Origin of the sequence: Tatumella terrea, assembly GCF_039523755.1 — a bacterium.
GTDB lineage: Bacteria > Pseudomonadota > Gammaproteobacteria > Enterobacterales > Enterobacteriaceae > Tatumella > Tatumella terrea.
This window is the reverse complement of the sequence record NZ_BAAAFX010000010.1, coordinates 279,931-297,104: the sequence shown is the minus strand read 5'-3', so window position 1 is coordinate 297,104 and position 17,174 is coordinate 279,931. Positions and strand designations below refer to the sequence as shown.

Annotated in this window: 15 protein-coding genes; 2 read left to right on the top strand and 13 right to left on the bottom strand. The window is 56.3% G+C overall.

Features of this window, described 5'->3' with window-relative positions:
- Positions 1-49 precede the first annotated feature (49 nt).
- From ABD035_RS06435 to ABD035_RS06410, 6 genes are read right to left on the bottom strand one after another with little or no spacing between them, the layout of a single operon-like run.
- Positions 50-1,204, bottom strand: coding sequence for an alkylhydroperoxidase domain protein (locus ABD035_RS06435; RefSeq protein ID WP_343868658.1), 1,155 nt, complete (start codon positions 1,202-1,204; stop codon positions 50-52).
- Positions 1,201-2,226 (bottom strand): putative FMN-dependent luciferase-like monooxygenase, encoded by a 1,026-nt coding sequence (locus ABD035_RS06430; protein WP_343868656.1) that lies wholly within the window; start codon positions 2,224-2,226, stop codon positions 1,201-1,203. The genes ABD035_RS06435 and ABD035_RS06430 overlap by 4 nt, the downstream gene beginning before the upstream one ends.
- Positions 2,223-3,851 (bottom strand): dipeptide ABC transporter ATP-binding protein, encoded by a 1,629-nt coding sequence (locus ABD035_RS06425; RefSeq protein WP_425579709.1) that lies wholly within the window; start codon positions 3,849-3,851, stop codon positions 2,223-2,225. Before ABD035_RS06425 ends, ABD035_RS06430 begins: the two co-directional genes overlap by 4 nt.
- Positions 3,848-4,702 carry an ABC transporter permease gene (locus ABD035_RS06420; protein ID WP_343868654.1) on the bottom strand — a complete coding sequence of 285 codons (855 nt, stop codon included), beginning with the start codon at positions 4,700-4,702 and terminating at the stop codon, positions 3,848-3,850. The genes ABD035_RS06425 and ABD035_RS06420 overlap by 4 nt, the downstream gene beginning before the upstream one ends.
- Positions 4,702-5,643, bottom strand: a complete 942-nt coding sequence (locus ABD035_RS06415; RefSeq protein ID WP_212713771.1) for an ABC transporter permease — start codon at positions 5,641-5,643, stop codon at positions 4,702-4,704. Before ABD035_RS06415 ends, ABD035_RS06420 begins: the two co-directional genes overlap by 1 nt.
- A gap of 14 nt (positions 5,644-5,657) precedes the next feature.
- Positions 5,658-7,289 carry a TIGR04028 family ABC transporter substrate-binding protein gene (locus tag ABD035_RS06410; RefSeq protein WP_343868652.1) on the bottom strand — a complete coding sequence of 544 codons (1,632 nt, stop codon included), beginning with the start codon at positions 7,287-7,289 and terminating at the stop codon, positions 5,658-5,660.
- Between the two features lie 308 nt (positions 7,290-7,597).
- Between ABD035_RS06410 and cbl the strand changes: the two genes are divergently transcribed.
- Positions 7,598-8,554 (top strand): HTH-type transcriptional regulator Cbl, encoded by a 957-nt coding sequence (cbl, locus tag ABD035_RS06405; RefSeq protein ID WP_343868650.1) that lies wholly within the window; start codon positions 7,598-7,600, stop codon positions 8,552-8,554.
- Positions 8,555-8,565: 11 nt separating this feature from the next.
- Here cbl and ABD035_RS06400 read toward each other — a convergent pair whose 3' ends face one another.
- Positions 8,566-9,555, bottom strand: a complete 990-nt coding sequence (locus ABD035_RS06400) for a Gfo/Idh/MocA family protein (protein WP_343868648.1) — start codon at positions 9,553-9,555, stop codon at positions 8,566-8,568.
- A 171-nt stretch (positions 9,556-9,726) separates the two neighbouring features.
- Between ABD035_RS06400 and ABD035_RS06395 the strand changes: the two genes are divergently transcribed.
- The gene (locus ABD035_RS06395; RefSeq protein ID WP_343868646.1) at positions 9,727-9,882 is read left to right on the top strand and encodes a hypothetical protein; all 156 of its coding nucleotides are present in this window, start codon (positions 9,727-9,729) and stop codon (positions 9,880-9,882) included.
- 309 nt (positions 9,883-10,191) lie between these two features.
- On the opposite strand, the gene ABD035_RS06390 is transcribed toward ABD035_RS06395, so the two are convergent.
- The 6 genes from ABD035_RS06390 to ABD035_RS06365 all read right to left on the bottom strand — a co-directional run bounded on the left by ABD035_RS06390 (position 10,192) and on the right by ABD035_RS06365 (position 17,039).
- Complete coding sequence (locus ABD035_RS06390) at positions 10,192-10,971, bottom strand: heme ABC transporter ATP-binding protein (protein ID WP_343868644.1); 780 nt, start codon at positions 10,969-10,971, stop codon at positions 10,192-10,194.
- Positions 10,971-11,969 carry a FecCD family ABC transporter permease gene (locus tag ABD035_RS06385; RefSeq protein ID WP_343868642.1) on the bottom strand — a complete coding sequence of 333 codons (999 nt, stop codon included), beginning with the start codon at positions 11,967-11,969 and terminating at the stop codon, positions 10,971-10,973. Before ABD035_RS06385 ends, ABD035_RS06390 begins: the two co-directional genes overlap by 1 nt.
- Positions 11,959-12,780 (bottom strand): heme/hemin ABC transporter substrate-binding protein, encoded by an 822-nt coding sequence (locus tag ABD035_RS06380; protein ID WP_212713764.1) that lies wholly within the window; start codon positions 12,778-12,780, stop codon positions 11,959-11,961. The genes ABD035_RS06385 and ABD035_RS06380 overlap by 11 nt, the downstream gene beginning before the upstream one ends.
- Positions 12,777-13,802 (bottom strand): hemin-degrading factor, encoded by a 1,026-nt coding sequence (locus tag ABD035_RS06375; RefSeq protein ID WP_343868640.1) that lies wholly within the window; start codon positions 13,800-13,802, stop codon positions 12,777-12,779. The genes ABD035_RS06380 and ABD035_RS06375 overlap by 4 nt, the downstream gene beginning before the upstream one ends.
- Positions 13,803-13,863: 61 nt before the next feature.
- Entirely contained in the window at positions 13,864-16,218 is a 2,355-nt protein-coding gene (locus ABD035_RS06370; protein ID WP_343868638.1) for a TonB-dependent receptor domain-containing protein, read from the bottom strand.
- Between the two features lie 626 nt (positions 16,219-16,844).
- Positions 16,845-17,039 carry an ogr/Delta-like zinc finger family protein gene (locus ABD035_RS06365; protein WP_212713762.1) on the bottom strand — a complete coding sequence of 65 codons (195 nt, stop codon included), beginning with the start codon at positions 17,037-17,039 and terminating at the stop codon, positions 16,845-16,847.
- Positions 17,040-17,174: the final 135 nt, after the last annotated feature.

Genomic DNA, 17,174 nt, shown 5'->3' with positions numbered 1-17,174 from the left:
CTGCGGAAAGTTTTGGCAGAGCCCCGGCCTTCCCTTGCCGGGTCCATCGTCAGGCGCTGGTGCGCTTCTCAGTGGCGGCTGTGGCAACCTCTGCCGGGATAAAGGGTTCGCCCAGTGTCAGCATCAGGCGGTTAGCCCAGGCAAAAAAGGCCGTCGCCTGAATCAGATCGGTCATTTCCAGCGTACTCAGCGGTAAGCGTTGCAGTGCCTGCAGATGTGCCGTGGTGAGTTGTGGCGGTGTCAGGGATAAGGCGGCAACGGCCTCAATTTCCGCCTGCCAGCGTGCAGACTGCCCGTCAGATAACGGGTCTCCGGGCTGCACCTGCAACAGTAACGCCACTTCATCCTGTAATTTTGAAAGCTGGCTCGCTTTGCGGGCGTGCACCGATGCACAGTAGATGCAGCCATTCACTTTACTGACCACCGTGGCGGCCAGCTCACGTTCAGCGCGGGGGAGCCCTCCGTGAGTGTAAAAGATACCTTTGTCGGTCAGGGTACGCTGTTCCAGGACCGGCTGATCCCGCCCGAGCAGCCTAAAATAATCCGAATCCTGATGACCAAACCTGATCAGACTCTCCTGCCCCTGCGGGCTGAAATCGCTGAACGGTTTTGCCGGCAGCCAGGGTTCCCAACCCAGCTGTTTGCGGGTAAATGCGAGAGGCGCGGGCCGGTGTCCGGCGGTGTGGGACTGAGTGTGCCAGCGCCCGGCCGTGACCGGTGCCGGTAAGGGGTCTGCCGGCACAGGCTCTGTCGGGGTCGTCAGCGACTCCAGCAAAGTGAATCCGTGGATCAGGCGGCTCTGGAAACTGACAAACGAGACCAGTTGCGCCAGAGTAATAATCTCATCGGGCTGCCATCCTGCCTGCTGCAACTCCGCGAGATCCGCCGGGGTGGCGGCTACCGGCTGAAACGTCAGCCTGCGGGCAAAACTCAGCGCACTGCTCAGACGTTGCGGATCTACGTCCCCGTCCGTCCGCCGCAGATAGTGCTGTAACAGCCCGACAGACTGGTGCCAGTCGGCCACCTGTGCGGCAATCGCTGCACGAAGGGGCAACGGGAAAGCATCACTGCCGGTGCTGAACAGGGCCTGATAGCTGCCGCGGGTATGCTCTGTGGCCGCCGCCCGAAATTTCCGGCTTTCTGCCAGCGCAGACCCGGCAGAAATGGCCGACAGTTCATCAATCAAATCGTGAGTTTCGCTCATGCTATCCTCTCTGGCTGTAAGGTGGCCGCAGACTGACGTAATACCGGGGCGATATAACGGGATATCAGTTCCAGCGAACGCAGCACATCCTGATGTTCCGGTTCCACGGAATGGACCTGGAAAGAGATATCGGTGACCCGTGACAGGCTACTGTCAGTTAACAGCGACGACAGCACATCCGGAGGGTCACCGATATGGGCATCAAACTGACCGATAAAATCATCCAGTGTGTCGCCCCGTAACTGATGACCCGCCTTGCGGTAGCTTTCGGCCTGTGCGGTCAGCCCGGGCAGCGCCACTTTTCGGGCATAATGCCGGTCATCCGCCACAAAGGCGGTCCGTGAGGCCAGAATACGGGGAGCAATACCTGCCGGCAGCGCCTCCAGATACGCATCGATCACCGGGTTTTGCAGCGCATCCAGCGGCAATGATGGCTGCCCGGCCGGACGTGGCTGGGTGCGGGATAACATCAGTCCGTGACCGGCTTTTCCGGCGCGGGCAGCACCTTCCGGAGAAAAGGTCGCAATCCAGATCCTGTCATTCAACCCCTGAGCCGCCGGATAAAGATGGTTATCCGTTCCCGCTAAAGCACCTCCCTGCCATGCCCGGGTCAGGGTGGCAAGGTTTGCGGCAAAGGCCGCACTGCGCTGTTCAAACGTCAGCCCGAAAGGCGCAAAGGAGCCGGGGGTACCGCCGGACCCGAGGCCCAGTTCCAGCCGGCCGCCGGTCAGCAGATCCGTGACGGCAGCATCTTCTGCCACCCGCAGCGCATTTTCCATCGGCAGGGTAATGATGCCGGTGCCCAGCCGGATCTTCGAGGTATGAGCACCGGCGTGGGCCAGGAAGACCAGCGGTGAGGGTAAGCCGCCTTCCTGTTCATGGAAATGATGCTGGGCTACCCAGGCACTTTCAAACCCCAGCGCTTCAGCATGGCGGATCTGCTCTGTCGCCAGGCGGTAGCGCTCTGCCGCAGGCGCTTTATCCAGCAGCCGGGTGAAAAAACCAATACGTTTCTGCGTCATACAGTGACCTCCTGACGACGGGTAAAGGATGGGATCGCAGCAATCAGTTGCTGTGTATAGTCCGTCTCCGGTGCAGTAAAAATCTTAGCCGTTGTCCCCTGTTCGACCACTTCGCCACCTTTTAATACTGTCACCTGGTGAGCAATACGTCTGACCACCTGCAGATCGTGGGTAATAAACAGATAGGTCAGTGCCAGTGTTTGCTGCAGCTCTGCCAGCAGTGCAAGGATCTGTGACTGAACCGTGACATCCAGCGCCGAGGTGGCTTCATCCAGCACCAGGATTTCCGGTTGCAGCACCAGTGCCCGGGCTATCGCGACCCGCTGCCGCTGTCCTCCCGACAGCTGCTGTGGCCGCCGTGAGAGTAATTCCGGGTCCAGTGCAACCTGCCTGGCCACGGCGATCACCTGCGCTTTTCGCTGTTCACGGGTCAGGGTATGAAAATTCAGCAGCGGTTCCTCGATCACGGAGAACAGGCTCTGCCGCGGATCCAGTGAAGAAAACGGGTTCTGATACACAAACTGGATCTTGCGGCGCAACTGTCGCCAGCCTTCGGCCGTTAATGCCTGTGTATGAGAATCGCTGATCCGGATCTCCCCGCTGTCCGCCTGCTCAAAACCCAGCAGGATCCGCGCGAGGGTCGTCTTCCCTGATCCCGACTCCCCGACCAGCGCATGGGTTGTCCCGCGCCGGACCGTGAGCGAAATATTATTCAGCACCTGCAGTGGCTGCTGACGGCTCAGTGCGAATTGTTTACTGACCCCCTGCATACGGATGACCGGGGACGGATCCGCGTCGCCGGCCGGCTCCGGGGCAGTCGATGCCGTATTCGCGATTACATCGGCCAGTAACTGTGCCGTATAGGGATGCGCCGGCTGCCGGATAACGTCTGCCACCGGCCCCTGCTCCAGTAATTTACCGCCACGGAACACCACCAGCCGGTCGGCATGCTCCGCCGCCAGCGCCAGATCGTGCGTCACAAACAGAACGGCCGTTCCGTATTCCTGTCGCAGCTCATCGATAAGGGTCATAATGCGTTTCTGAACGGTCACATCCAGCGCACTGGTCGGCTCATCGGCAATGATCAGCGCCGGTTTCAGCGCGATGGCCATCGCAATCAGTACCCGTTGCTTCATGCCCCCGGAAAGCTGATGCGGATACTGAGAGAGACGCTGCTCCGGATGGCTGAGGCCGACACGGGTAAACAAGCCGATCGCCTGTTGCTCACGCTCTTTTCGCGACAAACGCGCTCCGCCCGATTGCAGCACTTCGCTCAGCTGGTCACCGAGGGTTTTCAGCGGATTCAGTGAGTTTCCCGGGTCCTGCGGGATCAGTGATATCTGCGACCCGCGCAGTCCGTCAAGCCGGCGTGAAGACCACTGGCTGATATCTTCTCCCTGAAACAGGATCCGTCCGCCGGTCCGGCGGCCATTATCCGGTAACAGGCCGATCACCGCCTGGGCGGTGGTGGTTTTACCGGAACCGGATTCGCCCACCACCGCCAGCATTTCTCCGGCACCGATCGTCAGACTGACCTGATGAACCGTCTCATTCCAGCCCTGCTCTGTGCGATAAGCCAGCGACAGGTGATCTAATTGCAGTACCGGCAGTGTGGATCCCGTCATAGATTGTCTCCTGATAATGCACGGCTGATACGGTTGGTCGCCAGTACGATGCCGATCACCACCACGCCCGGGAAGACGGTCAGCCACCAGGCCGTCGCCAGATAATTCCGGCCTTCAGCGATCAGCAGTCCCCATTCAGGGATCGGCGGCGGACTGCCAAACCCCAGGAAGCTGAGGGTCGATAAGGCCAGGATGGCCTGACCGAATTGCAGGGCCGAAAAAGCCAGAATATTCGGTAAGGCATTCGGTAATACATGGCGGAAAAAGACCGCCAGGAAACGGCCGCCGCTGCCGAACGCGGCTTCGATATAGTCCTGTTGCCGGATGCGCAGCACCTCGGCCCGGGATAAGCGGGCGAAATGCGCTACGGAAGCACAGCCCACGGCCAGCGCCGCATGTAACGTCCCTGCCCCCAGCAGAATAATGATACTCAGCGACAGCAGTAACGCAGGGATGGATAACAGCACGTCCACCAGCCGCATGGTCAGAGTTTCGGTCGTGCGTCCGCTGAAGGCCGCCAGCATCCCGCCCAGAGACCCCACCACCAGACCGACACCGACCGCGGCACTCGCCGCCGACAGCGACCAGCGGGCACCGTAGATGATCCGGCTGAAGAGATCACGACCCAGCTGATCGGTCCCCAGCCAGTGATGGCGGTCGGGTGGTGTCAGTTGTATGCCGGGCACCCCGCTATCAGGATCGTAATGGGTAAAAAGCTGCGGAAAAATCGCCGCCAGAATGGCAAGCAGGATAAGGGCGCAGGCCAGCCACACGCCCGGCCGGAGACGCCGGAGTCGCAGGCTTTTTCCGGGCCGACGGGAGGGCAGTCGAAGCGTTTCTGTCAGACTCATTATCTACCTCTGTAGGCTGTTTTCAGGCGCGGGTCGAGTAACGGCGTGACCAGGTCGGCCAGCAGATTGATCACGACATACGCCAGAGCAGAAATCATCACCACCGCCTGCAGAACATTCACATCCTGCGCATTCACGGCCTGTTGTGTCACTTCGCCCAGTCCGTTCAGGCCAAACACCGTTTCCGTGACCAGGGCTCCGGCAATCAGCTCTCCCAGTAACAGGCCGGCGACGGTGAGTAACGGCAGGCTGGCATTGCGTAATACGTGGCGGAACAGTACCCGTAACTGGCTGAGCCCCCGCGACCGGGCCGCGGCAATAAACGGTTGAGTCCGTACCTGATCAATACTGCGCAAAAAGATCTGTGCCAGCGGTGCCGCTATCGGGATCGCCAGCGTGATCACCGGCAGGATCATGCCACCGATCGGCGAGGGATCGATAACCGAGACCCAGTGCAACTGAAACGAAAAGATCTGGATCAACACGATCCCTGTCCAGAACACCGGCAGGGAAACCAGCAGCGACGGCACGGAGAGCAATGCATTCCGTAACAGGTGTAATCCCGGCAGTGCGGCGAGAATGGCCAGGCCTGGCCCCAGGATCAGCGCCAGAAGAAATCCCGGGATCACCAGTTTCAGGGTTTGCGGAAAGTTGCTCGCCAGCACCTGCGTTACCGGAACCCCGAGCTGTACCGAGTAGCCGAGATTGCCATGTAATACCGCTGCCAGCGCCGAGAAGTACTGCTGCCAGACAGGCACACCTTCACCGTACACCTTACGCATCTGATCTATCTGCTCTGCACTGAGCCCCAGTGACGGGTCGAGGAACTTAATCATCACCGCATCGCCGGGCAGTAACTGCAGCAGAATAAATGACAGAGTCCAGGCGGCCCAGAGCACCAGAAGCCCCTGTGCCAGCCGTTGCAGTACATAGCGTCCCATCGCCTCGCCTCCGTTTATTTCTTATCTAACCAGGCATCGTAGAACGATGGCCGGCCGACCGCTTCAAAGCGCATCCCTTTCAGCCATGTGGCGCCTGCATATACCTGTGGCTCTTCAAAGATCGGGATCACATACGCCTTTTCCAGCAGATATCGCTGCGCATCACCGGTCAGTTTCAGACGTTGAGCGTTATCCGTTTCTGTCGAAATCCGGTACAGCAGGTCATCCAGCGTATTATCACGGAACGATTTAACCTTATCGCTCTGGCCGCCTTTCTGCAGCAGCGCGTCACGGTTTGCGGGATAGAACATGCTCTTCAGTACATCCGGATCGGCCCTGCCCACCTCAGAAACCGTCAGCGGCGCTTTCAACGGGTCCAGATTTTTCAGCAGTGACGAACCACCGTCCGAAGGCCTGACATTCAGCAGTACACCAATTTTTCGCCACTGGCGGGCGACCAGTTCTAAAACCTGTTTGTTCTGTGGCTGCGGCAGCGAGACCAGCACACTTAATGACAGCGGAACTCCGGCTTTCTGGCGGATACCCTGAGGGCCTGGCGTCCAGCCGGCCTCATCCAGCAGTTTTTCTGCCTGCTGCGGATCGTACTTCAGCAGGCCCTGTAACGGGATATATCCGGAAGCGGTCGCCGCCAGCACCGAGGTCGCTGCAGGGTAATTCGCGGAGAACAGGGTTTCGACGATTTGCTGACGGTTGGTCGCCAGTGAGAGCGCCTGACGCACCCGGAGATCGGCCACCAGCGGGTTATCCGGGCGGAAACTCAGGCTATCATTCACTCCCCGTGTCGCTTCGGCATAGATGGGCAGATGTTGCGCTTCTACCCGTTTTTCATCATAAGCCTGGATCTGACGAATAAAATCGGCCTGACCCGCCAGTAAGGCACCGATGCGTACCCCGTCTTCCGGAGTGACCAGCACTTTAATCCCGTCCAGCCAGGCGCGTCCCTGATGCGGGTCGCTGGCCGGTCCCCAGTGATAATCTTTCCTGGCGACCAGGTCGACTTCATGACCGAGGGTTTCAGATTTCACCACGAACGGACCGGATCCTATAATATTGCGGGCATCACCCAGTTGATCGAAGTTTTTATTCAGCGTCGATAATGACACCAGTCCGGAACCAATCGTCGAGGTTCCCTGTAAAAAGCCGGGCGACGGTTTTTTAAAATAGAAACGGACCGTCAGCGGATTAATGACTTCACTGTGGTCATAATTATTGATGACTTCAGAGACCGGGAAATGTTTTTCTTTATTTCCGAGTCCGTAGGTATCAAAGTTTTTAGCGACTGCGGCGGCATCCAGTGGAGTACCGTCAGAGAAGGTCACCCCCGGCCGTAATGTAAATGTCCATTCGGTTTTTTGCGGGTTACTGCTCCAGCTTTCGGCGATCCAGGGTTCAATCGCCAGGGTTTTCGGGTTTTGCCAGGTCAGTTTATCGGTGATCTGATTCAGTATGCCGCCATTCGGATAGAAGCCCCCGGCAGGGGGATACAGGTTAGTGTGTGCTTGCTGCTCAAGGTAAATCAGCGTGCCCCCCTGCACCGGTTTCTCCGTCGCCCATGCCGCTGACGACGCCAGTACCAGTGTCACCAGTAAATGTTTTCTGAAACGACCTGAACTCAACCCTCTCATGTACTGCCTCTTTATTATTCTGTTCTGAAACCGGAAATTCATAATAAGAGCCACCGTTTTCATAGTTGAAATAACAAAATTGACATAGCTTTTGTGAAAAAGAACTAACCGCGCCGGTACGGACATTTTCACTTTTTCTCAGCCTTCACCGGCGGTGTTACCTTTTATTTCACCGCAGAATAATCTTTTTCACCTGTAGGGTCGTATATATATCTTTCAGGAATATATGCGAAGTTTTAATTATTTACCCCGCCGGACAATTTTTTTTATTTTAGCCAGGTCACCCCTAAGCAAAAAAAGTGAATAACATGAACTTCCAGCAGCTAAGAATTATCAGGGAGGCCTCCCGGTGCCAGTTCAACCTGACCGAAGTGGCCAAAACGTTATACACCTCTCAGTCAGGGATCAGTCGCCATATCCGCGAGCTGGAAGAAGAGCTGGGTGTGGAGCTGTTTATTCGCCATGGCAAACGCATGCTGGGTCTGACCGGGCCGGGTAAAGAGATGCTGACCATTGCGAAACGCATACTGGATGATGCAGGAAAAGCGAAACGATTAGGGGAGCTCTTCACCGGTCAGCAGGACGGGGTACTGACCATCGCCACCACGCATACCCAGGCCCGTTATTCGCTGCCGGGTAAGATAAAACTGTTCCGTGAGTTATATCCGAATATCCGCGTGGTGCTGAATCAGGGCACACCTGAAGAGATCCGCAGTATGGTCAGTGGCGGCAGCGCAGATTTAGGTATCGCCTCTGAAGTCTTATCACACAGCGATACTCTGCGGGCGTTTCCCTGGTTCAGATGGAACCATAAGGTCCTGCTCCCTAAACAACATCCGCTGGCAGACCTGCAGGAGATTACTCTGGAGCACCTGGCTGCCTGGCCGTTAATCACCTACCGCAGCGGAATGACCGGCCGGTCGGTGATCGATCAGGCGTTTGAAAGTGCCGGTCTGAAAGTTGATATTGTGCTCAGTGCGCAGGACTCGGATGTGGTGAAAACCTATGTCAAACTGGGCATGGGTATCGGGATTGTGGCCGAAACTGCCGTGTCTGAGCAGGAAGACGATGTGATTGCGCTGGACGTCCGCCAGTTGTTTACTGCCAGCACCGTCTGGCTGGCAGTCAAGCGGGGTCAGTTGCAACGGGATTATCTGTGGCAATTTATGATGCTGTGTAACCCGAACCTGTCGGTGGATGAACTGAAAGCAAATGCACGGGAAACGGTCACCTGCCAGGACATCCCTTATAACTTCGAGATCTGACCCGATATGCTTCAGGGCATCGCATCATCGGAAGGGAAACGTACCCCGGTCTGCCGGCGAATATCCGTCAGCAACCGGGCCGTGATCAGGCTGACCTCCAGCGCCGGGTGATCGATCTGCTGCTCTGCCACCAGCCGGGCAAACAGTTCAGCTTCACTGCGCATCGCGTTGTCATACTGAGCCACACCGGGTGACTGCACCGCCCCCTGGCGCGGATGCAAGGTGATCCCTTCACAGGTGGACAGTTTGCTTATCACCAGCGAGCCTTCTTCTCCCTGTATTTCGCTGCTCAGTACCGAATCACTGACTTTGGAATGCAGAATAGTCACATCAAAATCGCCGTAATCCAGAATCACCGTTCCGTGGGCATCGACCCCGCTTTCCAGTAACGACGCCTGAGCTTTGACGCCCCGGGGGGCGCCCCACAACGCCACGGCGCTGGCCAGCGGATAAAAGCCGATGTCCATCACCGAGCCATTCGAAAACTGCGGGTTAAAGGTATTCGGATTTTCGCCCGCCAGGTAAGGCTGATACCGCGAGGAGTACTGACAATATTGCAGCAGCGCTTTACGCAGTTTTCCCAGCGCCGGCAGGGTGTCACGGATCACCCGGAAGTTAGGGAGGGTCGCCGTTTTAAACGCTTCAAACAGCACAACCCGATGCTGCTTCGCACAGGCGATCATTTTGGCGGCCTGAACGTCATCTGACGCGAGCGGTTTTTCGCAAATCACGTGTTTCCCGTGGCGCATAAACAGGCAGCTCTGTTCACAATGCAGCGAATTCGGGCTGGCAATATACACCACCTCCGCCAGGTCGCTCTCTGCCATTGTTTGCAAATCCGTAAATACCGCCGGCGAACCATAGCGCGCCGCGAACGCCGCGCCCTGTTCCGGGGTCCGTGAATAGACCGCACTCAACGTATAAAGACCACTTTCCAGTGCCGCAGACACGAAACTGTCGGTGATCCAATGTGTTCCTGCCACTGCCAGTCTTAAGGTCATCTCTGCTCCGTCTGTCACTGAATGATGTGATCCAGCATAGCCATTACTCCGTGCGCTGTCCTGCAGCCACCGTAAAATCTTTATTATTTCCGGACGGGTTCACAGGAATGTCATCTGTGGTTGCCATGCTGACCCTGCAGATTCACTATTCAGCAACCATGGAGTTTTCTGATGGCGACAACTTATGCGATGCAAATTGAAGAGATCCTGGCCAGTGGTCAGCGTTACCTTTCTGATGATTTACTGAATCCGGTCTGCCCTGCGGCCAGGGACACTGAGGAATATGACGATCAGGGGGCTTCCCCTGAACTCTGTTTTGATGAATAACCACCGCCCCCGGCGTGGTGACCGTCCTCTGTATCGACGGCCGTAGGGCAGATCGCCCCTCCCGGCCGCCATGCGGGGATCGGCCCCGCAAAAGACGATCCCTGCGGAAGGATCATCGCGATCCGCCAGCCAGCGACCGCCGGACATCTTTCAGTCACCGGCCTGCCCGTCAGCATCGATCCAACAGGCGGGCGTTACTGACAGAGGGTCGGGCCGTTGCACGTGACTCCCGGGATCCGTCGCTCCCTGCCGATCCCGCCGGTGGATCAGAGTCATCCGGGGTTCGTCTCCCGGACATATCATCCCGTATCAGGGTAACAGCATCACCTGCGGTCGCCGATGAGGCGTTGCCGAATGGACACTCAGTTCCGCCCCGTACCAGTGCTGTAATATCTCTGCATTCAGTACCTGCTGTGGCGTGCCCTGTGCGACCAGGCTCCCCTGATGCAGCAGCAACACCCGGTCTGCCCAGAGCGATGCCTGATTCAGATCATGCAGCACACTGCATACCATCAGTTTCCCCTGCCGGGTCAGCCGGTGCAGTAACCTCAGAATATGCTGCTGATGATAAAGATCCAGCGCCGAAGTGGGTTCATCCAGAAACAGGAATCCCTGCGGCTCGCCGTCACACCAGAGTTGTGCCAGCACCCGCGCCAGCTGGACCCGCTGCTGCTCTCCGCCGGATAAGTGCAGATAATTGCGGTCCAGCAAGTCACTGCAGCCGGTCAGTCCGGCGACCCCGGTCACAATTTCATCCTGCTGACCCCGGGGCCAGGCCGCCCTGCCCAGAGAGATGACCTGCCTTGCGGTCAGCGCAAAGGTCAGGCTGCTTTGCTGACGCATGACCGCACGTTGCTGTGCCAGTAAACGGCCTTCCCATGCACTCAGCGCTGTCCCCTGCAGGCGGCATTCGCCACTGTCCGGGGCAAGATAACCACTCAGTACCCGTAATAAGGTGGATTTACCGGCACCGTTCGGGCCTATCAGAGCGACCATTTCTCCGGGCGATAACTGTAACGAAACCGCAGACAACAGCGTTTTTTGTCCGCGTTTCAGGACGAGGTTATCGGCTTCAAGGTTAACGGCCATCACTCCCCCCGCTGGCGACGGATAATCAGCCAGAAAAACCACGGTGCGCCGATCAGGCTGGTCAGTAATCCGACCGGCATTTCTGCCGGGGCCACCACCGTGCGGGCCAGTGTGTCGGCCAGCAGCAGTAAAATAGCTCCGCTCAGGGCCGATGCCGGCAGGACACTGCGGTGATCACTGCCGAAGCACATCCGCATCACATGAGGGATCACCAGCCCGATAAAGCCAATCACCCCGCTGACCGAGACGGCGGTGCCCACCAGTACAGCATTCAGTACCAGCAGCTGCCGCTGCGTACGGCTGACATTGACCCCCATATAATGGGCATCTTCTTCCCCCAGTTGCAGTAAGTTGAGCCGCTGTGAAAAGAATAAGGTACCGAAGGTGGCGGGCAGAATAAGTAACACACAGACGAGGATCACCGGCCACTGTGCCTGGGACAGACTCCCCATGCCCCACAACGACAACTGACGTAACTGCTGATCATTACTTATCCATGACAATACCCCGACAATCGCCCCGCACACCGCATTGATGGCCACACCAAACAGTAATAAACGGGACAGATGTCCGACGGTAAAGCGGCTTAGCCGGAAGATCAGCACGGTAACCAGCAGGCTGCCGGTAAATGCCGCGACCATCGGTAGCCACAGGGCCAGGGCCGGCGGCAGGGAAAACGGAATGATCAGGGCAATGGCAACGGCCAGGCCCGCCCCGCTGCTGATCCCCAGCAATCCCGGGTCGGCCAGCGGGTTACGAAATAATCCCTGCATTACGGTGCCGGAGACGGCCAGAGCCAGTCCGACCAGCGCCGCCAGCAACACACGCGGTAAACGGATATTCAGCCATATTTTCCGCGTCAGGCTGTCCGGGTCCGCATGCCATAACGTGGACAGCGACAGAGGCAACGCCCCGGACTGACTGGAAATCAGCAAGGCCGCCAGCAGGATCCCTCCCATCACCAGCAGCCAGATCAACGTCTGTGGGTTACTCCGCATCGATCTTTTCTGCCGCCTGACGCAGCTGAAGGAGAGCCTTCGGCGTCTGCAGGCCAAAGCCCAGTAACGCCATCTGATCGATAGTGATCATCCGGTGGTGCTGACCCGCCGGCGTCATCGAAAGGCCCGGTAACTGCCACAATTTTTCCGGCCCCCCCAGGGCTGCCACACCGCTACGGTCGATAATAATGACCTGCGGGGCTGCGGCGATAACGCCTTCCGCAGACAGGGTCTGGTAGTGAGGGACGCTGCCCATCACATTGCTCAGCCCGGCACTGCGCATCGCCACATCTGCCGCCGTCCCCTTACCGGCCACCAGCGTGGTCATACCGCTGTTAGCCATAATATACAACGCTCTGATCTGCAGAGGCCGGGTCGGCAGTGCCTGTATCTGTTCACTGACCTGACGTAATAAGGGTTTTGCCGCCTCCTCTTTATGCAGGGCATCAGCAATGGTGGTAATTTTTTGCAGAATCGCCGGCAGGCTGTTTTCGCCGGTGACATGCACCACCTTTACCCCGACCTGCGATAACTGTTCCAGAACCTGTGAGGGTTTCGCCTGCTCATTGGCAAGCACGACTTCCGGCTTGAGCGCCAGAATACCTTCGGTATTTAGCTGGCGCATATAGCCGACATCGGGAAGTTTTTCGGCCTGTGCCGGAAAGGTGCTGGTACTGTCACGGCCCGCCAGCTGGTCACCGGCGCCCAGAGCATAGACGATTTCGGTGACATCTCCGCCAATGGAGACCACCCGCGGACTGGCGAAAACCGGTAATGCCAGCAGACAAAGCATCAGGCCAAAAAATCTCATGCCATTACACTCCCTTTCAGTGATTCGATTTGCTGACGCCAGAGTGTCTGCTCCGGCTGCCCTTCACTGCGCTGCCCATAGAGCTGGGCAATTTGAGTACCATCTGCGGCAAATAACTCCAGGCTGGTGACATGTCCGTCAACCGTGGGTTTGCGGGTGATCCAGCTTTCCGCTATCTGTTTATCCTGTAAATGCAGGGTAAAGCGGGGATTAAAGATATTCAGCCAGCCCTTCATCGGTTCAACTTTCTCCACCGGGCCGGTAAAGATCTGGGTGCAGCCACGGTTACCGACAAAGATCATGATCTCATTACCCGCATCCTGCGCCAGCGTCAGTAACTGTGCCAGTGCACCGGCATCGACCCGACAGGCCAGATCATCACTGACCGCCGCAAAGGCCTGCTGCCGGCTGATATTGTGACGGCTGAGCAGACGGAAAAACTGATGCACGTCTGTCATTTCCCGCCACTCCTGCTCTATCAGAGGTGCATCAATCTGTTCCGCGTACGCGGGGGCCGGTGCCTGGCTCACAGAGAGCATCGCAGGTTCCGGCTGACGGAAAGCGGTGATCAGTTGCTGCCAGGCCGCCTGATCGGTGTGCCCGGTGGCATAGATTTTGATCACTGCCTCGCCATGACGATCAAAGACCTGAATGCTGTGACGTTCGCCGCGGGCGCTCTGCTCCTGCAGACTGAAAACACTGTGCCATTGCGCGAGGAAAAAACGCAGATCCAGGTGGCGCGGATTTAATACCAGCCCGGCATGCGGACCAATATGCAGATGATCAAAGGTGCCGGTCTGTTCATGGACCGCATATTCGTTGCGGGTAATACTTTTAATTTCACCCACACTCTGCAGGGCTTCCAGTAACGCCGGAAAATCTGCCCGCAGGGGTTGCGCTTCGTCTGCCCGGGCCTGGATCAGCTCAGCTTCACTGATCCCCATCATTTTTGCCAGATCCCGGGCATAACTGCCAGGATGTTCGGCTTTTAACTGCACATAATGCTGATAAGTCGTCATCATAACTTCTCCTGCTCTCTGTTCCCTGAGTGCCCTGCCGTATGGCAGGGCGGATAATGGATCATCAGAAATCGACGTTCAGACCTAACTGATACGTCCGGCCCGGCATCACGGCTAATGCCACATCATTACGATCCTGTGCGGTCGATGTTTCCAGATCACGGCTGCTGAGGTAATCAATATATTTACGATCAGTAATGTTATAGATCCCTCCGCTCAGTTTGACATTTTTTGTGATGCGCCAGTAAGCGGTCGCATCCACCAGACCATAACCCGGAATGCGCAGATACGGGCTCTCTTTACTGGTCACCGTGCCGGTAGTGGTGGTATCACGCGTAGTCTCGCTGGCCTGCTTCCCTTTCACAAAGGTCGCCGTTACGGCACTGCCCCAGACGCCTGATGGTGCATCCCAGGCGACACCGACCACGGCTTTCATGGGTGGCACACCGTCAAGATCGGTGTAGCTGTCTCCGGTGAGAGAAGACTTAGACTCGCCTTTAGCATAGCCCAGCGCCAGGGTGGTGCTCAGCCCTTCCGCCGACTCCAGCCAGTGACCAATATGGAATTTCGCACTGATATCTCCGCCATAAATAAAGGCTTTATCGCGGTTTTCTGCCTGATAGATCGTATAGATATTTGACGGTACATTGGTAAACGCCGCCGGCGATCCGCTACGGGTATAACGGGTGTACGCAATGAAGTTATCGTACTGGTTATAGAAGACCGACCCGCTGAGCGTGATCCCCGGATTCAGCTGCCCGGTCAGGCCCCACTCGAAGTTATTACTGGTTTCTGTTTTCAGCGACGGATTACCGATCAGCGCATACTGCTGGGTTCCCGCATAGCTTGAACCCAGGTTCCAGGAGCCGTACAGCTGGCTGGCGTTCGGGAATTCCGCCCCGCGTTTATACTGAACATAGGTCAGCAGCGTCGGGGTTAACGAATATTGCAGTGTCAGAGACGGTAATACCTGAGTATCACTGGTGCCGGAACCATATAAGGTGTCCACATCCCCGGTGGTCAGCACGGAACTGCCGTCAGCGAGGGAGGAGAGATTCTGCGGTTTAGTTTTCTGATAGGCAACACGAACACCTGGCGTGATCGCGAAATTATGGCCCTGCAGATCAAAGTTAATTTTGTCCTGCAGGAAGGCACCGAGGGTGGTGCTCCGGCTGTCAGCCTGTGGCTGCATCACTGAATAGTAGACCAGCGGTGCCGGCGACTGTTCAAACGGACGCGTGGTATTTTCCAGACCGGCGTTCACTCCTCCGCTCAGCTCATGGCGTCCCAGGGTTTTACGCAGTTCGGTGGAGAATCCCAGCGAATGGGTATTGTAGTCCGAGTAGGTACGGCCAATCACCCCGGTATCATAAGGTGCCAGCGTATTGTCATGCGCTTCGGTCTTTTGCCAGTTAACCCGGGTGGTCAGGGAATCTATCCAGTCATTGTACGGCGTATATTCATCCTGCAGATTGACTCCCAGGCGGCGGGTTTCCCCGGACTGATGGCTGGTACCGATCACATTCTTGCCGGCGGAATCCCAGGTGTCATAATGCGTATGATGAGTTTTATCATAATAGCTGAAGGTCCCGGTCAGCTTATGCTGATCATTCGGCTGCCAGATACCGGTGGTCAGGAAGGCGTCGGAATGCCAGTTCGCCGGATAGGCGGAGACGGTCCCGCTGTTATTAAGGGTTTGCTGACCGTCGCGACGACTGTAGACAAAGATCCCGCGCAGTTCTTCACCACCGGCCGCGGCGGTGATCCCGTTGTGCCAGCCCCGGTCAGAGGAATCGTAATCCGACTGGTAACCGAAATAGGTCGATTTTTCCGGGTTAAGGTAATCGTCCGGAGATTTGGTACGGAAGGAGACCATGCCGCCGATAGAGGTGTTCGGCTGCGATACTGCGGTGGCTCCCGCATCAATACTCATTAAACCAAACAGGTACGGGTCAATATAATCGCGGCCAATACCGAAGGTGTTCACTCCGGTACGTCCGACGTAGCCACGCCCCGTGGCAGACGGGAGTTCAACCCCATCCACATCAATGCCGACACGGTTGCTTTCCAGGCCGCGGATGTTGTAACCGGTGTATCCACCACGGTCAAAACCACTTTTCCCGTTACCGGAACCGCCGCTGGCTCCGGTCGCACTGACCAGCGTCTGATAACGCATCAGCGTACCAAAGTCTGTTGCGCCCTGCTTTTGCATCTGATCAGCCGTGATCGTTTTCCGGTTATCTGCGCGCAGCGGCAACGGGGTGGCCGTAACGGTAAGCTGCTGTTCAGAACTCCCGGCCTCTGCGTCAGTCGTTGCTGTGTTTGCGGCAAAGGTACAGGCCGAATGAACGGACAGTGCCACCGCGGTAAATTTGAATAATGCGGGTTTAAACTTACCCTGAGTCAGAAATTTATACATAATTATCAGTATCCAGACACGCCAAAAATGTCGTTTGCCGGCAAGTGAATGCAAACGAATGTTTCCTCTCAAAGAAAGAAATTGTGCAAATATCAGCCACTTATTTTATGTGAGAATCTACATCATTTTGATAATGGTTATCAATAGCATTTACAATATCCAGACACTGATACTGTTGTAAAATCGTAAAATGCCAGCAGAGGGCGACGAAAGGATAAAAAAGACATTTAAACGTGACTGCCCGGCCGGCCACAGGAGGGAAACCGCCACCCTGACGGGCTTGTGCCAGGTCTCAGACGTGCCATCCCACCCGACCGAAGCACGATGAATCGCCATCGTGAAGGCCTGTAAAGAAGACGGCAGAACGCCGCCCGCCCCCGGACCAGCAGGAGCATCAGTAAAACAAAATAATAACGGATGGTTTACATTATTACAGGAAGATGGTTAAACCGCGGTATATTTTGCATACCGCGGTTTAACCACACATAACGCAATATTGATCAATTATTGATAAGCTTCCGCTAATATGCCGTCGGAAAATATTTTCCATACGACATCTCTGATTATTATCAGCGCTTACGACATTGATGAAAAGTTCAGTGAAAAATTCGTTATTAAGACTATTCCTATAACGTCGCCATTATTCGTTGTTCCTGATTAGCCATCGGAGCGCATATAATTTTTTCCAGACTCTCTATCGTTTTAAAGGTGCATGAGCAGGTAATATCCTGACATTGATAGTATGCTTCCTTGGTCGTATCACTTAAGTAACGGCTCGTACGTGTGTGAGCCGGCTTGTTACAGATCGGGCAACGCATCATAAGTACCACCTATTTTTACTGAATAATTTTAAAACATGTAGAGGTATAAATGATCAATCACTACATTAATGGCTGTTAATAGATAAAAGATTCTATCTGCTTTTTATCTGGCTGTAGATACTTATTTATATACCC

Excerpts from the sequence above, each read along its gene's own strand:
- ABD035_RS06435 (WP_343868658.1), bottom strand. The coding sequence starts at position 1,204 with ATGAGCGAAACTCACGATTTGATTGATGAACTGTCGGCCATTTCTGCC.
- ABD035_RS06430 (WP_343868656.1), bottom strand. The coding sequence starts at position 2,226 with ATGACGCAGAAACGTATTGGTTTTTTCACCCGGCTGCTGGATAAAGCG.
- ABD035_RS06425 (WP_425579709.1), bottom strand. The coding sequence starts at position 3,851 with ATGACGGGATCCACACTGCCGGTACTGCAATTAGATCACCTGTCGCTG.
- ABD035_RS06420 (WP_343868654.1), bottom strand. The coding sequence starts at position 4,702 with ATGAGTCTGACAGAAACGCTTCGACTGCCCTCCCGTCGGCCCGGAAAA.
- ABD035_RS06415 (WP_212713771.1), bottom strand. The coding sequence starts at position 5,643 with ATGGGACGCTATGTACTGCAACGGCTGGCACAGGGGCTTCTGGTGCTC.
- ABD035_RS06410 (WP_343868652.1), bottom strand. The coding sequence starts at position 7,289 with ATGAGAGGGTTGAGTTCAGGTCGTTTCAGAAAACATTTACTGGTGACA.
- cbl (WP_343868650.1), top strand. The coding sequence starts at position 7,598 with ATGAACTTCCAGCAGCTAAGAATTATCAGGGAGGCCTCCCGGTGCCAG.
- ABD035_RS06400 (WP_343868648.1), bottom strand. The coding sequence starts at position 9,555 with ATGACCTTAAGACTGGCAGTGGCAGGAACACATTGGATCACCGACAGT.
- ABD035_RS06395 (WP_343868646.1), top strand. The coding sequence starts at position 9,727 with ATGGCGACAACTTATGCGATGCAAATTGAAGAGATCCTGGCCAGTGGT.
- ABD035_RS06390 (WP_343868644.1), bottom strand. The coding sequence starts at position 10,971 with ATGGCCGTTAACCTTGAAGCCGATAACCTCGTCCTGAAACGCGGACAA.
- ABD035_RS06385 (WP_343868642.1), bottom strand. The coding sequence starts at position 11,969 with ATGCGGAGTAACCCACAGACGTTGATCTGGCTGCTGGTGATGGGAGGG.
- ABD035_RS06380 (WP_212713764.1), bottom strand. The coding sequence starts at position 12,780 with ATGAGATTTTTTGGCCTGATGCTTTGTCTGCTGGCATTACCGGTTTTC.
- ABD035_RS06375 (WP_343868640.1), bottom strand. The coding sequence starts at position 13,802 with ATGATGACGACTTATCAGCATTATGTGCAGTTAAAAGCCGAACATCCT.
- ABD035_RS06370 (WP_343868638.1), bottom strand. The coding sequence starts at position 16,218 with ATGTATAAATTTCTGACTCAGGGTAAGTTTAAACCCGCATTATTCAAA.
- ABD035_RS06365 (WP_212713762.1), bottom strand. The coding sequence starts at position 17,039 with ATGATGCGTTGCCCGATCTGTAACAAGCCGGCTCACACACGTACGAGC.